At 60.2% G+C, this 13,305-nt stretch carries 13 protein-coding genes; 8 read left to right on the forward strand and 5 right to left on the reverse strand.

Features of this window, described 5'->3' with window-relative positions; translation table 11 throughout:
• Positions 1-64 precede the first annotated feature (64 nt).
• A complete protein-coding gene (locus tag DXT88_RS00570; RefSeq protein ID WP_265210963.1) occupies positions 65-583 on the reverse strand; it encodes a YgjP-like metallopeptidase domain-containing protein in 519 nt (172 codons plus the stop codon).
• A gap of 229 nt (positions 584-812) precedes the next feature.
• Here DXT88_RS00570 and DXT88_RS00575 point away from each other — a divergent pair, with 229 nt between their 5' ends.
• Positions 813-1,196 (forward strand): nuclear transport factor 2 family protein, encoded by a 384-nt coding sequence (locus DXT88_RS00575; RefSeq protein ID WP_016834145.1) that lies wholly within the window; start codon positions 813-815, stop codon positions 1,194-1,196.
• A gap of 54 nt (positions 1,197-1,250) precedes the next feature.
• Here the strand turns inward: DXT88_RS00575 and DXT88_RS00580 are convergent, their stop codons facing one another.
• Positions 1,251-2,177 carry a LysR family transcriptional regulator gene (locus DXT88_RS00580; protein ID WP_265210966.1) on the reverse strand — a complete coding sequence of 309 codons (927 nt, stop codon included), beginning with the start codon at positions 2,175-2,177 and terminating at the stop codon, positions 1,251-1,253.
• Between the two features lie 219 nt (positions 2,178-2,396).
• On the opposite strand from DXT88_RS00580, the gene DXT88_RS00585 reads away from it, so the two are divergent.
• Both DXT88_RS00585 and DXT88_RS00590 read left to right on the forward strand, forming a co-directional pair.
• Positions 2,397-3,245, forward strand: coding sequence for an alpha/beta fold hydrolase (locus tag DXT88_RS00585; protein ID WP_265210968.1), 849 nt, complete (start codon positions 2,397-2,399; stop codon positions 3,243-3,245).
• Positions 3,246-3,279: 34 nt separating this feature from the next.
• A complete protein-coding gene (locus DXT88_RS00590) occupies positions 3,280-4,302 on the forward strand; it encodes a TRAP transporter substrate-binding protein (protein WP_265210970.1) in 1,023 nt (340 codons plus the stop codon).
• A 9-nt stretch (positions 4,303-4,311) separates the two neighbouring features.
• Here the strand turns inward: DXT88_RS00590 and DXT88_RS00595 are convergent, their stop codons facing one another.
• Positions 4,312-4,755: a hypothetical protein gene (locus DXT88_RS00595; RefSeq protein WP_265210972.1), complete on the reverse strand. Its 444-nt coding sequence runs from the start codon at positions 4,753-4,755 to the stop codon at positions 4,312-4,314.
• Positions 4,756-4,920: 165 nt separating this feature from the next.
• On the opposite strand from DXT88_RS00595, the gene DXT88_RS00600 reads away from it, so the two are divergent.
• Positions 4,921-5,169, forward strand: a complete 249-nt coding sequence (locus tag DXT88_RS00600; protein ID WP_029363418.1) for a DUF3297 family protein — start codon at positions 4,921-4,923, stop codon at positions 5,167-5,169.
• Positions 5,170-5,277: 108 nt separating this feature from the next.
• On the opposite strand, the gene DXT88_RS00605 is transcribed toward DXT88_RS00600, so the two are convergent.
• Both DXT88_RS00605 and DXT88_RS00610 read right to left on the reverse strand, forming a co-directional pair.
• Complete coding sequence (locus tag DXT88_RS00605; RefSeq protein WP_265210976.1) at positions 5,278-6,660, reverse strand: hypothetical protein; 1,383 nt, start codon at positions 6,658-6,660, stop codon at positions 5,278-5,280.
• A gap of 132 nt (positions 6,661-6,792) precedes the next feature.
• Positions 6,793-9,081: an NADP-dependent malic enzyme gene (locus DXT88_RS00610; protein ID WP_265210978.1), complete on the reverse strand. Its 2,289-nt coding sequence runs from the start codon at positions 9,079-9,081 to the stop codon at positions 6,793-6,795.
• 253 nt (positions 9,082-9,334) lie between these two features.
• Between DXT88_RS00610 and DXT88_RS00615 the strand changes: the two genes are divergently transcribed.
• The 4 genes from DXT88_RS00615 (at position 9,335) to DXT88_RS00630 (ending at position 13,055) form a co-directional block, all read left to right on the forward strand.
• Positions 9,335-10,309 (forward strand): LysR substrate-binding domain-containing protein, encoded by a 975-nt coding sequence (locus tag DXT88_RS00615; RefSeq protein ID WP_265210980.1) that lies wholly within the window; start codon positions 9,335-9,337, stop codon positions 10,307-10,309.
• Positions 10,310-10,415: 106 nt separating this feature from the next.
• Positions 10,416-11,321, forward strand: a complete 906-nt coding sequence (gene gcvA, locus DXT88_RS00620; protein ID WP_265210982.1) for a transcriptional regulator GcvA — start codon at positions 10,416-10,418, stop codon at positions 11,319-11,321.
• Positions 11,322-11,395: 74 nt separating this feature from the next.
• On the forward strand, positions 11,396-12,223 hold the full coding sequence (locus tag DXT88_RS00625; protein ID WP_265210983.1) for a DMT family transporter: 828 nt from the start codon (positions 11,396-11,398) through the stop codon (positions 12,221-12,223).
• A 52-nt stretch (positions 12,224-12,275) separates the two neighbouring features.
• Positions 12,276-13,055 (forward strand): SDR family oxidoreductase, encoded by a 780-nt coding sequence (locus tag DXT88_RS00630; protein WP_265210985.1) that lies wholly within the window; start codon positions 12,276-12,278, stop codon positions 13,053-13,055.
• The last annotated feature ends 250 nt before the right edge of the window (positions 13,056-13,305 follow it).

Below are 13,305 nucleotides of genomic sequence, written 5' to 3' on the forward strand. Positions count from 1 at the left end.
TGTCTGTTTCCACGAAGGTGTTGCGCGTTGTCCCGGAGTTTTCCTGGACAACGTGCACGGACCTCTACTTTTCGGCACCCCAGATGCGCCGTCCGGAATGATCGATTTCCGTGAGGTAGAGGCGCAAATCGAATTCGTATTGATGGTAATCGGGTTCCATGTACGAACACAGCTTGTAGAACGCCTTGTCGTGTTCTTTTTCCTTGATATGCGCAAGCTCGTGAACGGCGATCATGCGCAGGAATTCAATCGGCGCCTCTTTGAACAGAGTGGCGACGCGAATTTCATGCTTGGCCTTCAGCTTCCCGCCCTGAATCCGTGAGATCGACGTGTGCAATCCCAGCGCGTGGTTGATCACGTGAATCTTGCTGTCGTATTCCACCTTGTTGATCGGCTCCGCGTTACGCAGGAACTCGGTTTTCAACTCCTGCACGTATTGATACAAGGCCTTGTCGGTGCGCAGGTCGTGCGTCTTCGGATAGCGCTTGAGCAGCACGTCGCGCAGGCGATCCTCCGCGATCAGTTGCGAAACTTGTGCACGCGTCTGTTCGGAATAGGCGCTCAGGTACTTCAGTGATGACATGGCTTGGGGGAGTGAAGGGAAAGCTGCGACGTGGCTTTGGACAACGCCTATTTTCTCATTGTTCACGCATCGAGGAAGTTGTATCTGTGGTCTGATCGGATCAGGACATTGCTGCCTGCCGTTCCGGGTTGAAAAGAACGAGTGCAGCTTGCCCTTATCCCGTGTTTTTTGATCAGGGTCGGCATGCTATTCTGAAAAGAGTTGATTGATGACGCCGCAAGGAATATGAATGTCGATACCAGAAATTGATGCCGTGCTTGCCGAGCTCCGTGTTCGCGAACCCATCTTTCATCGCCGCGAATTCGGAACCAGCCGCGACGATCTCCTTGGCATGACTACGGACGATTTTTGGGAGATCGGCGCAAGCGGCAATATCTATGATCGCAATTTCGTCATAGAGACGCTGCTGGAGAGATACAAGAGCGCGGAAGCGGACGATCTTGTCTGTAGTGAGTTCAAGTTGCGCCGGCTGGCGGAAGATCTCTATCAACTCAACTATGTTTTACAACAACCCGACAGGCTCACCCGTAGAACGACACTGTGGCAAAAGACGGGCGGAAAATGGAAAATCGTATTCCATCAGGGGACGCCAATTACCGAGAATCCGGATTGAATCCGGCTGCCCGGAGTACTCTCAACGAAGGGCAAGCAATCCACCTCAATCTGTCTATTTCAACCAAGACATCTCCGTCGTTTTCCCATCGAGATAATCCGCATTGAGTTCCGCAATATCGCGCACGTAGTCCCACAGCGCCCGGATGCGCGCCAGCTCGCGTCGCTCCGGCGGAGCGACCAGCCACAGTGAGCGGGTGATGTCGACCTTGTCCGGCAGTATCGGCACCAGGTTGTCCGTCACGCTGCCGAGGAAGCAGGGAATGATGGCAATGCCGAGGCCCGCTTTCACCGCCTGCGCCTGAGCGACCACGCTGGTGCTGCGCAGGCAGCGTTGCAGCGATGAACTCCATTTGTGCAAGTGGAACTGCTGCGGCGAAAACAGCAGGTCATCCACGAAATCGATCCAGCGGTGATCCTGAAAATCCTCAACGCGCCTGATCGGCGGATGGCGCTCCAGATACTCAGGCGTCGCGTAAGGAAGCAAACGATATTCGCCCAGTTTTCGCGTGACAAAACTGTTGGTCCTGGGGCGGTCAAGCGCGACCGAGGTATCCACTTCTCTTTTCGAAATATTCAGCGATCGCGGCAGCGGCAAGACATCCATGCTGATGGCTTGATGGCGCTGGCAAAAATGGGAGAGATGCGGCATCAGGAAGAACGTGCCGAAAGCCTCGGTGGCGCCGATTCTTATCTCGCCGCTCAGCTCCATGCGATCGCCCTGGGACACCTGCGACTCGATCGCCGAAAGCGTGCTTTCCAGCTTTTCTGCGTGCTCGAAAAGATGATGGCCTGCGGTGGTCAGGCGCAACCCCTGCGCGCTGCGATCAAACAGTTTCGAGCCGACATCCTTCTCCAGTTTGCCGAGTCGCCGGGAGACGGTGGACTGGCTCATCTTCAACAGATGAGACGCCTCCAGCCCCGATTGCGTACGCGCCGCCGCAAGAAATACCCTGAAATCATCCCAATCGAAATTGCTCACTTTCATCTCCGTCGGTGGTTCGTCCGTGGCTCGTCAGTTATCCATATTTGCATAACCATCTTCCATTTTCTGCCGTAGCAAGCGGCAAATTTGCAATCTATGATGATTATCACTTTTTAAGAAAAAGCGGCAAGAAGAAAAATCCAACCGACCCGGCGACCGCAACGGATCGCTGCTACCTGGCCTTGTTTTTTTCCTTTGCCCTGACACGGAGACACTGTGACGCACCTCAGCCATCAATTTGCCGACCTCGACGAGGTCACGCTGCACTACGTTACTGCCGGCAGCGGATTCCCCGTGGTCTTGCTGCACGGCATCCCGCAGACATCCCACGAATGGCGCTATGTCATCCCGCATCTGGCAAAACACTATCGGGTAATTGCGCCGGATTTGCGCGGCCTGGGCGACTCATCCCGGCCGGCCGGGGGGTATGACAAGAAGACCGTTTCCAACGATGTGTGGCAGTTGCTGGCGACGCTGGGCATCAGCGATTTTTATCTGGTCGGACATGATTGGGGCGGACCGACGGCGTTCTCGCTGGCGGCGCAGCATCGGGATGCAGTCAGGAAGCTGGCGATTCTCGACGTCGCGATTCCCGGCGACGGCGCCGATTTTTCGCAAAACGGCCGGCGCTGGCACCACTCGTTTTTTCGCACCCCGGATCTTCCGGAAGCGCTGTTCCAGGATCGCGAACATCTGATCATCAACTGGCTCTTCGAAAACTATGGCTACCGGCCGAACTGCATCAGCGAAGAAGACCGCAAAGAGTATCTGCGCACCTATGTCAAACCGGGCGCCATGCGCGCCATGTATTCCTTCTATCGTGAGCTTCCCCGGGACGCGGAAGACAACCACGCGATGCTGCAGAAAGACGGGAAGTTGCGCATGCCGGTACTGGCGCTGGGCGGCGCCAAGGGATTCGGGCGCGGCATGGAAACCTTTGAATCGTTGCAACGCGTGGCGGAGGACGTCCGCGGCGGATTGATTCCCGATAGCGGACATTGGGTAACGGAGGAGCAGCCCGAGTTCATCGCAAATGCGCTCCTGAATTTCTTTGCTGAAAACTGACCAAAAGAACGAGGAGACAAACATGGACACCAAGATGGACACCAACCGCCGCAAGCTCATCATCACCGGCGCCGGCGCAGCAGGCGCTTCAATGGCCGCGCTCGCATTTCCTTCCCTGGTCTGGGGGCAGGCGCAGTTCAGGATGAAGTGCGCCAACATCATGCCGGCCGATCATCCGCTCAATGTGCGGCTCACCGAGGCGAGCGCCAGGATCAGGGAGCAGACCAACGGCCAGGTCGACATCAGCATTTTTCCCTCCAGCCAGCTCGGCACCGACGCGGACATGCTGTCGCAGGTGCGCGCCGGCGCGATTGACTTTTTTGTTCAGTCCGGCCTTATCCTCGGGTCGCTGGTGCCGGTGGCGGCAATCAACGGCATCGGCTTTGCCTTCTCCGATTATGGGAAGGTATGGCAGGCGATGGACGGCCCTCTGGGCAAACACATCCAGGCGGCTTTTCTGAAATCCAACCTGATCGCATTCGACAAGATGTGGGATAACGGCTTCCGTCAGGCGCTGTCTTCGGCCAAGCCGATTCGCACGCCCGAAGACTTCAAGGCGTTCAAGATCCGCGTTCCCCCCAGCCCGCTCTGGACGTCGCTGTTCAAGTCGCTCGGCGCCGCGCCGGTGTCGATTCCCTGGGCCGAGACCTACTCGGCATTGCAGACCAGGATGGCGGATGGCATCGAGAACGCACTGGCCACCATTTACTTTTCCAAGATGTATGAGATATCCAAACACCTCTCCTACACCAACCACATGTGGGATGGTTTCTGGATGGTTGCCAACAGGAAGGCGTTCGAGTCGCTGCCGGCAGCGTCGCGCGATATCGTCGTCAAGGTGATGAACGAAGCCGCCGTAAAACAGCGAACGGATGTCGAGAAGCTCAACGGTGAACTCGCCGGCAATCTCGGGACGAAAGGCGTGCAGTTCACCAAGGTCGATCGGGCGCCGTTCCAGGAGAAGCTGCGTCAGGCCGGTTTCTATGGCGAGTGGAAGCGCCGCATGGGCGACGAAGCGTGGTCTCTGCTTGAAGCAACCACCGGGAAGCTGGCCTGACGAGATTTTTCAATGCTTGTAAAGAATCGCCTTCAGGAAAAACTTGAGATCCCTCTCCAGATCCGCGCCGAAATCCTGTCTGGCCACGCCGCGAAACTCCAGCGGCTCCAGCAAGGGCTCGATGGAATCGGTTATCCGGATGGCGCCGCCCAGGGCGTCGAATCTGATGGAATAGACGTAGTCGGGGTTGGCCGCAGACTCAGGGGCGTGCGCATGGCGACGTACGCGAAAACTCAGGCTCAGGTATTCCGGCTTGTGGCCATCCTCGTGCAGTTCATCGCTCCACCAGTTTGCCGCCTGCAATTCAAGCCGCAGCGCGGCGACCGTGGTCTTCACCGCGTCAACGGCGCGGGACGTGATCATGTCGAAATCTTCCAGCGCCTGCCGGGCGTCGTCTGCCGCCGCCTGTTTCTCCTGCCTTATCTCGCGTATCGCATCGTCAAGTATGCCCATGGCTGTTTCTCTTCTTCATGTCGTCGAAGAGGGAATGGTAGCCGACAAGCGCCGGCACGCCTCGGAGAATTTGCCAATGGAGGCGAAAGGGCGGCGGCGCCGGAGAAATGCGGCGATCTCAACAAAGAATTGTTTTGCGCAATCTTATCGTCGATAATTGTCGCCATGAACGACACTACACAACGCCCCCCGCTCCCCGACCGGCTCTCGATCGATCCGCGCAGCCCTCACTTCAATGCCGCCATCTTCGAGCACGAAGTCGGCATCAAGCTCAACGACAAAGAGCGCACCGACGTCGATGAATATTGCATCAGCGAAGGATGGATCAAAGTCCCGGCCGGCAAGGCCCTGGATCGCAAAGGTAATCCCCTGCTGACCAAGGTCAAGGGCAAGGTCGAAGCTTTTTACAAGTAGCAATATTGTCGTAACGACATTTCTTATTTCAGGATCGTTTGCGAAAAGGGCACGTGCGTTAATTGCACGTGCCCTTTTTGCTGCCGCCGACAGACGCGGATGGCAGGCTCAGAACTTGGTCGCAATACCCAGTCCCCATTTGCGCTCGGCGTCGCCGGTGTCCGGCAGCAGGCCGTTCGAATAATCCAGGCTCAGGCCGACGTTCTGGTTGAAGTTGTAGGTCAGCGCGCCTTTCCAGTAGTGGATGCTGCGCGAGCCCTGCAAAGCCTTGAGGCCGGTATAGGTGGTGGTGAAGTCGAAAGGCAGCTTCGGGTTGGTCGATGCCAGTGTGAAGCCGGCCTGCGCGCCGAGGCGGATGAAGTCCTGATGCTGCTCGTAGACCGCCGCTTCACCGCGATTGAGATAGGTGCCGTTGCGGCTCTGGCCGATCAGGATGGGCTTGAAGGCAAGGCCGTTGTTCCAGCGGATGAAGTCGTTGAGGATGCCGGGACGCACCATCGTGTAGGTGAAGTTGACGGTGAGCAGGCGGCTGCCGTCGGAGCTGTTGACGAGATAGTCCGGCCGCGCCGTCAGGTCTTCGGTGTTGGCCGATCCCGGATGGACAAAGTGGAACGACGAGAGCACCCCGGCCTGGCCGGTGCGCGTGGTATCCACCGTGATCGCGCCGCCGTTGTAATTGGTGACGCGGTTCTGCTTGAAGCCGACGTAAGGCACCGCCTCGTACGTGCTGCCGTTGCCATCCATCGGACGCTTGTCGAAGGAATAGCCGGCAAACACCACGATGTCGTTGGTGCGCGACTGCGCCACGTCATCATTGGCCAGCGTCAGATGCGCCCGCTCGACCGAGGCATAGGCGGCCTGGTTGCTGCGATCGATGGACAACTGATCGGGATTGCCGCGCACGCGCACCGGATCCATCCAGCCCGGCTCATGGGTTACCGGCTGGTTTGTTGCGGGAGCGGCAGCAGTGGCGGGTTCTGCTGCTGCGGCTGCAGCCACAGGTGCAGGTGCAGCAGTCATGGTCGCCGCCGACGCCGCATGCGGCAAGCTGAGTTGCGCGTTGCCGTGCACGCAGGCGAGACTGCCCTGATTGTCGGCGTCGAAGAACGACGCGACGTTAGTGCGACCGCTCGGTTTGAACTGCGCGTCCTTGTCGTCGAGCAGATGTTGCAGGTCATCGGCAATGTGATCCGCGTTGCAACTGTCGCCCGTGCAGGCGCCGCCTGCGGATTTCCCGGCGGCGCGTTTCTTGAGCACCCATGACGCCAGCGCCCGGTATGACGACAGCGGCGCAGGGTGTTCTCCCACAGCGAGATAGGCGGTGCTTACCGGATAGGCGGCAAGCAGGCGCGCCGCCAGCTTTTCCTTGTCCACTTTCAGATCGGGTGCGCACAGGCCCGCAGCATCCGCATCCGCCGCCTGGGCCGGTGAGATGGCGCCGGAGGCGGACAGCAGCATCAGCGCCGCCAGCGATTGCATGCGTCTTCGCATGGATAAGCTTGTTGTCGTAGCAATAAATGGCATTCGTTTTCCCGCTCGAAAGCAGGTATGAACGCGCTGCACCGAAGAATGTTCAATGCCGATTGCAATTCATGGCGACGACAAGGCCGGTCCGCGATGCATTCACGCCGGACGATTCGCGTCCAGGACCGTCAGCGCCGCCATGTTGATGATGCGTCGCACGGTGGAGCTGGATGTCAGGATATGCACCGGCGCATTCACGCCGAGCAAGAACGGACCCACCGCCACGTTGCTGCCCGCGGCCGTCTTGAGCAGGTTGTAGGCGATATTGCCGGCGTCGACATTCGGGCACACCAGCAGGTTGGCGGAGCCTTTCAGCCGGGAGCTCGGCAGGATCTGCAGACGCAGGGCTTCGTCCAATGCGCAATCGCCATGCATCTCGCCATCGACTTCGAGCGTCGGCGCACGTTCGGTAATGATGTCGAGGGCGCGACGCATCTTGCTGCCGGAGGCCGAGCTGGCCGAGCCGAAGTTGGAGCGCGACAGCAGCGCCGCTTTCGGCTCCAGGTTCAGCCAGGTCATTTCTTCCGCGGCGGCGATGGTGAATTCGGCGATCTGCTCGGCGCTCGGATCGTCGTTGACGTGCGTATCCACCAGGGCCACGGTGCGCTGATCGAGCAGCAGGATGTTCATCGCGGCGTAGGTGTTCGCACCGGGTTTCTTGCCGATGACCTGGTCGACATAGCGCAGATGGTCGTGATAGGCGCCGACGGTGCCGCAGATCATGCCGTCGGCATCGCCCAGGCGCACCATCATGGCGCCGATCAGCGTCAGGCGGCGGCGCATTTCGACGCGCGCCATTTCCTTGGTGATGCCTTCGCGGCACATCAGGTCCCAGTACGTGGTCCAGTATTGATGGAAGCGTTCGTCGTAATCCGGGCTGGTGACTTCGACGTCTTGTCCCAGGCGCAGGCGCAAGCCGAATTTCTGGATGCGCGCCAGCAGGACTTCGGGACGGCCGACCAGGATCGGCCGCGCCAGTTTTTCATCGACGATCACTTGCACTGCGCGCAGCACGCGTTCGTCTTCGCCTTCGGTAAACACGATGCGGGCCTTGTCGCCGTCGCGCACGCGTTGCTTGGCGGCTGCGAACAAGGGCTTCATGAACGCGCCCGAATGGTAGACGAATTGCTGCAGCTGTTCCACGTAGGCGTCCAGGTCGGCGATCGGACGCGTGGCGACGCCACCTTCCATTGCCGCCTTGGCGACTGCCGGCGCGATGCGCACGATCAGGCGCGGATCGAACGGTTTCGGGATGAAATATTCGGGGCCGAACGACAAGTCGTAGCTGCCGTAGGCGGCTGCGACGACGTCGTTCTGTTCTTCTTCCGCCAGCCCGGCAATGGCATACACCGCGGCAATTTCCATTTCACGCGTGATGGTGGTGGCGCCGACGTCGAGCGCGCCGCGGAAGATATACGGGAAGCACAGCACGTTGTTGACCTGGTTCGGATAGTCCGAGCGGCCGGTCGCCATCACGATGTCGTCGCGTACCGACAGCGCGACCTCGGGCAGGATTTCCGGGGTCGGATTGGCCAGCGCCAGGATCAGCGGGCGTGCGGCCATGGTAGCGACCATTTCCTTTTTCAGCACGTTGCCGGCGGATACGCCGAGGAACACGTCGGCGCCTTCGATCACCTGCGCCAGCGTGCGCAAGTCGGTCTTGCGCGCATAGCGTTCCTTGTCCGGATCCATCAGCGTAGCGCGGCCTTCGTAGACTACGCCTTCGATGTCGGTCACCCAGATATTTTCCAGCGGCAGGCCCAGGTCCATCATCAGCTCCAGGCAGCCCAACGCGGCGGCGCCGGCGCCCGACACCACCACCTTGACTTCGGTGATGTCCTTCTTGACGACTTTCAGTCCGTTGATGAAAGCAGCCGATACCGTGATTGCGGTGCCGTGCTGATCATCATGGAACACCGGAATTTTCATGCGATCGCGCAGCTGGCGCTCGACGGTGAAACATTCCGGGGCCTTGATGTCTTCCAGGTTGATGCCGCCGAAGGTTGCTTCCAGGCCGGCGATGATCGTCACCAGCTTGTCCGGATCGGTCTCGTTGATCTCGATATCGAAGACGTCGATGCCGGCGAATTTCTTGAACAGGACCGCCTTGCCTTCCATCACCGGCTTGGAGGCCAACGCACCGATATTGCCGAGTCCGAGGACGGCGGTGCCGTTGGTGATGACGCCGACCAGATTGCCGCGCGCGGTGTAACGGAATGCATTGAGCGGATCGGCCACGATCTCTTCGCAGGCCGCGGCCACGCCCGGGGTGTAGGCCAGCGTCAGGTCGCGCTGGGTGACCAGGGGCTTGCTGGCGTTGACGGTGATCTTTCCGGGGGTTGGAAACTCGTGGTAATCCAGCGCGGCTTGTCGGTCTGTCGTGTTCATGTGCTCGTCCTCTTTCCTAGGTGCGCCGGGCGATTGCCGGCGGCAGGTTGTTGGTGGTCTGTTGTCGGTCTGCCATCATTTTTTTATTGGCTTGGCGTTTTTGCTTGTTCTGGCGCTCAAACCGCTTTTCTTTTGCGCTCGTCACAGAATGACTTGAAGCAGTGACTTGAGGCGATTTTAGGGAAGAGGTATATCAAGATCATTTTGTTTTATTATGTGTGCATCACTTTTTCATGATGAAAGCCGGGATCTGATGGAGGTATTCGACGCAAATGCGCTGCTCAGGCGCTTGAGCACGCGCCTGAAAATGCGCCATCTGCTCTTGTTGTTGCAAATACGGCAACACAAATCGCTGACCCGCGTCGCCGAGCACATGGCCAGCACGCAACCGGCCATCACCAACGCGTTGTCCGAGTTGGAAGGCATGTTCGGCGGTGCGCTGTTCGATCGGTCCGCACGCGGCATGGCGCCCACCGAACTGGGCAAGGTGGTGCTGGAGCGGGCCGGGGCGATGGTCCACGATCTGCGCCACCTGGTGCGCGACATCGAGACGCTGACGTCCGGCCATGCCGGCCATCTGCATATCGGCATCACGCCCTTCATCTCGGGACAGTTGCTGACCAGCGCGATCCAGCGCACCCGGCCCGACGGCGACCAGCGGCTGACCGTCACCATTCATGAGGGCACCAGCGACCAGCTGCTGGCGCAATTGAGCGATCACGCCCTCGATCTGGTGATCGGACGCGCGTCGTCCGGAGTGAACCTGGAGAATATTCGCTTCGAAGTGCTGTACCGTCAGCAGCCGCGACTGATCGCCAGTCGCCGCCTGGCGGCGCAACTGGGGCGCGTGCGTCTGGATTGGCGCAAGATGGTTGAGCTGGATTGGATACTGGGCGCGCCCAATACGCCGATGCGGGAGCAGGTGGCCGATATCTTTCTCGGCGCGGGGATTGTTCCTCCGGCGCCGGTGGTGGAGAGCTACTCGGCGAAACTGATCGGGGAAATGATCGTCTCCAATGAGCGGGCGATATCGATCGTGCCCTCCGACATCGCGGAAGAGCTGGTGCGTGTCGCCGGTGTGGCGATCGTGCCGTATTCGTTTGACTGGACGCTTTCGCCGATCGCCTTGTTCAGGCGCTCGGATGGCGTCGAGCGCAAAGCGGACCAGTTGTTCGCCGAAGCCTTGCGCGCCGTTTGCCGGGAGACGTACGCGGGGTCGCTATCGTAGGACTGTAGAAATCGGTGCTGTGCCGCCGTGCATCCCGGCAAGGTAGGAAATGTTCTATCATGAGCTCTCATTCATGACAGGCGATCTCCCGGCCGCTCGCGAAAAAATGAGAGACCTTCCTCCCACCGCCACATTGCGCGCCTTCGAAGCGGCGACACGCCACGCTACCTTCACCTCCGCCTCAGAAGAACTGCACGTCACCCAGAGCGCGGTCAGTCATCAGCTCAAGCATCTTGAAGAGCTCTGGGGATTGCAGCTGTTCCAGCGTGGAAAATCATTGGCCCTGACGCCAGCAGGCGCGGCGCTGGCGCCGATCGTGCGCGAGTTCTTCATGAACCTGGAGGCAACGCTCACGGATCTGCGCGAGCAAAAGGGCCGGGTCCGGCTCAAGGTCAGCACCACCTATTCCTTCGCGCTGAAATGGCTGCTGCCGAGATTGCCCGGTCTGTCCCGACTGCATCCGGAGATCCTGGTCACGCTGGAAACCACCGACAAGGCCATTCATTTTTCCAGCACCGAGCCGGACGTGGCAATCCGTTTCGGCAATGGAAATTATCCCGGCCTGCATTCGGAGTTCATGTTCAGGGAGCAGATTTTCCCGGTGGCCAGTCCGGACCTGCTGGCGCGCCTGGGCACGCCGCGCAAGCCCGCCGAGTTATTGCGCTACCCGCTGCTGACGCGCGCCGGCGCCGATCTGGTGCCGAAATGGGCGCTCTGGTTCCAACAGGTGGGCGTGAGCATGTCCGCGCTCAAGGAAAGCGTTCGCTTCGCCGACACCAACATGACCATCGAAGCGGCCTTGCTGGGGCAGGGGATTGCCCTGGCGCGCAGCGGCCACGTGGAAGCCGAGATCAGCGACGGCAGCCTGGTCCGGTTGTTCAAGGCGCCGTTCCCGTCTCCGGTCGCCTACTATTTTGTCTGTCCGAAAGGCACGGAATCGCAGCCCCACGTCGTCAGTTTTCGCGACTGGCTGCTGGCGGAATCGAGCGAAGCCGAGAAAAATTATCGCTGAAGCATGAGCAATTGCTCATGCCGCAATGAGGAGACTTCGCTTTAACCGCAGCGCCGCTTTGCTTAGTATGGCGCATGCCTTTTCACATCGTTGCCCTGATACTTTTTGCGGCCTTGCTGCACGCAAGCTGGAACGCACTCCTGCGCGGCGGCGCCGACAGGCTGTGGTCGATGACGGTCATGTGCCTGGCGGTGGCGCTGGCCAGCCTCGCAATCGCCTTGTTCCTCGCGCCTCCCGCCCAGGCCAGCTGGATGTATGCGGTACTTTCGGCGGTGCTGCATGTCGGCTACAACCTGTTTCTGGTGCGCAGCTATCGTGCCGGCGACCTCGGGCAGACTTATCCGATTTCGCGCGGTTCTTCTCCCTTGCTGATCACCATCGCGGCATCGGCTTTCGCCGGCGAACGGGTCGCGATGAGCACTCTGCTCGGCATCGCACTGGTGGCCGGCGGCATCATTTCGCTCGCCTTCAACGGACGCAAGCTGGCGGTGCCGAGTTTGCCGTATGCGCTGGGGACCGGCTGTTTCATCGCCGCCTACAGCGTGGTGGACGGCATCGGCGTACGCCTGTCCGGCGCGCCGATGGCCTACACGGTATGGATGTGCGCCTTGTGGGGCGCGCTGATGCCGGCGGTCTACATCGGCCTGCGCGGGGCGAATCATTTATTCACCATGCGGCCCGGATTCAGCACGGCTTTCATGGGCGGCCTGGTCTCGCTGCTGGCCTACGGCATCGTCATCTACGCCATGTCCGGCGCACCCATGGGCGCAGTGTCGGCGTTGCGTGAAACCAGCGTGCTGTTTGCGGCGTTGATCGGTTACTTCTTCCTCGGCGAGACACTGACTGTTCGCAAGATGCTGGCGTGCGCAGTGATTGCCGCCGGCACCATCATCATCGGTTGACGGCGCGGGATGCACGCGCCCGATCTTCACCATCACATGGAGGTTTACGAAAATGGATACCCTTTCACGCTCACAGCCACACTCACAGGCGCCGCTGATCCTGATCACCGGCGGAAGCCGCGGCGTGGGTGCAGCAACCGCGCGGCTGGCAGCCGCCCAAGGGTATGACGTCGCGATCAGCTTCGTCTCCAACGAGCCCGCCGCGCTCGCGGTGGCGGCGGATGTGGAGGCGCTCGGTCGTCGCGCACTGGCGGTGCGCGCAGACAGCGCGGATCCTGAACAGGTCGCACAGTTGTTCACGGCGATCGACCGCAGCTTCGGCCGCATCGACGTACTCGTCAACAACGCCGCGATGCTGTCGCCGCAGTCGCGGCTGGAGGACCTCGGATTCGCGCGCATGCAGCGCATCTTCGCCGTCAACGCGATCGGTCCCATCCTCTGTGCGCAGCAGGCGGTGAAGCGGATGTCGACGCGTCACAACGGACGCGGCGGCGTGGTGGTCAACATCTCATCGGCTTCGGCCCGGCTCGGCAGTCCCAACGAATACGTCGACTACGCCGCCTCGAAGGGCGCCCTCGAGACCTTCACCACCGGCTTCGCCAAGGAAGTGGCGCGTGAGGGGATTCGTGTCAATTGCATTCGCCCCGGCCACATCTACACGGAGATGCATGCCAGCGGCGGCGAGCCGGGGAGGGTGGATCGCGTCAAGGATTCGATCCCGATGGGAAGAGGCGGCCAGCCCGAAGAAGTGGCGCGCGCGATCCTGTGGCTGGCGAGCGCCGAGGCGTCCTTCATCACCGGCACCTTCCTGGACGTCACCGGCGGCAAGTAGGTTGCGGGCACGTTCAGTCGCTCCGCCGCCTCATTTTCCTCATTTGTCTCATTGGCAGCGCGGTCAGATCGCCAGCAATTGAGACTATCGCGCATCTCCGCCGCCTTCGTGCGACATCGCTCGTTCACGTCAGCTGTCCCGCAGAATTGACGCGGCAGCCGAAGCAAATCCGTTGCCTGTCCATTTGATAATTAAAAATTTTAAAAAAGTGAGACAGGCGGTCAAGTGCAGGCTGGCGGCTCTGTAGTAT

Origin of the sequence: Herbaspirillum lusitanum (assembly GCF_026127345.1) — a bacterium.
Classification (GTDB): Bacteria; Pseudomonadota; Gammaproteobacteria; order Burkholderiales; family Burkholderiaceae_D; genus Herbaspirillum; species Herbaspirillum lusitanum.

Coding starts and splice junctions, on each gene's coding strand:
- DXT88_RS00630 (WP_265210985.1), top strand. CDS start 12,276: ATGGATACCCTTTCACGCTCACAGCCACACTCACAGGCGCCGCTGATC.
- DXT88_RS00600 (WP_029363418.1), top strand. CDS start 4,921: ATGAACGACACTACACAACGCCCCCCGCTCCCCGACCGGCTCTCGATC.
- gcvA (WP_265210982.1), top strand. CDS start 10,416: ATGAGAGACCTTCCTCCCACCGCCACATTGCGCGCCTTCGAAGCGGCG.
- DXT88_RS00605 (WP_265210976.1), bottom strand. CDS start 6,660: ATGCGAAGACGCATGCAATCGCTGGCGGCGCTGATGCTGCTGTCCGCC.
- DXT88_RS00610 (WP_265210978.1), bottom strand. CDS start 9,081: ATGAACACGACAGACCGACAAGCCGCGCTGGATTACCACGAGTTTCCA.
- DXT88_RS00595 (WP_265210972.1), bottom strand. CDS start 4,755: ATGGGCATACTTGACGATGCGATACGCGAGATAAGGCAGGAGAAACAG.
- DXT88_RS00570 (WP_265210963.1), bottom strand. CDS start 583: ATGTCATCACTGAAGTACCTGAGCGCCTATTCCGAACAGACGCGTGCA.
- DXT88_RS00625 (WP_265210983.1), top strand. CDS start 11,396: ATGCCTTTTCACATCGTTGCCCTGATACTTTTTGCGGCCTTGCTGCAC.
- DXT88_RS00615 (WP_265210980.1), top strand. CDS start 9,335: ATGGAGGTATTCGACGCAAATGCGCTGCTCAGGCGCTTGAGCACGCGC.
- DXT88_RS00575 (WP_016834145.1), top strand. CDS start 813: ATGTCGATACCAGAAATTGATGCCGTGCTTGCCGAGCTCCGTGTTCGC.
- DXT88_RS00590 (WP_265210970.1), top strand. CDS start 3,280: ATGGACACCAACCGCCGCAAGCTCATCATCACCGGCGCCGGCGCAGCA.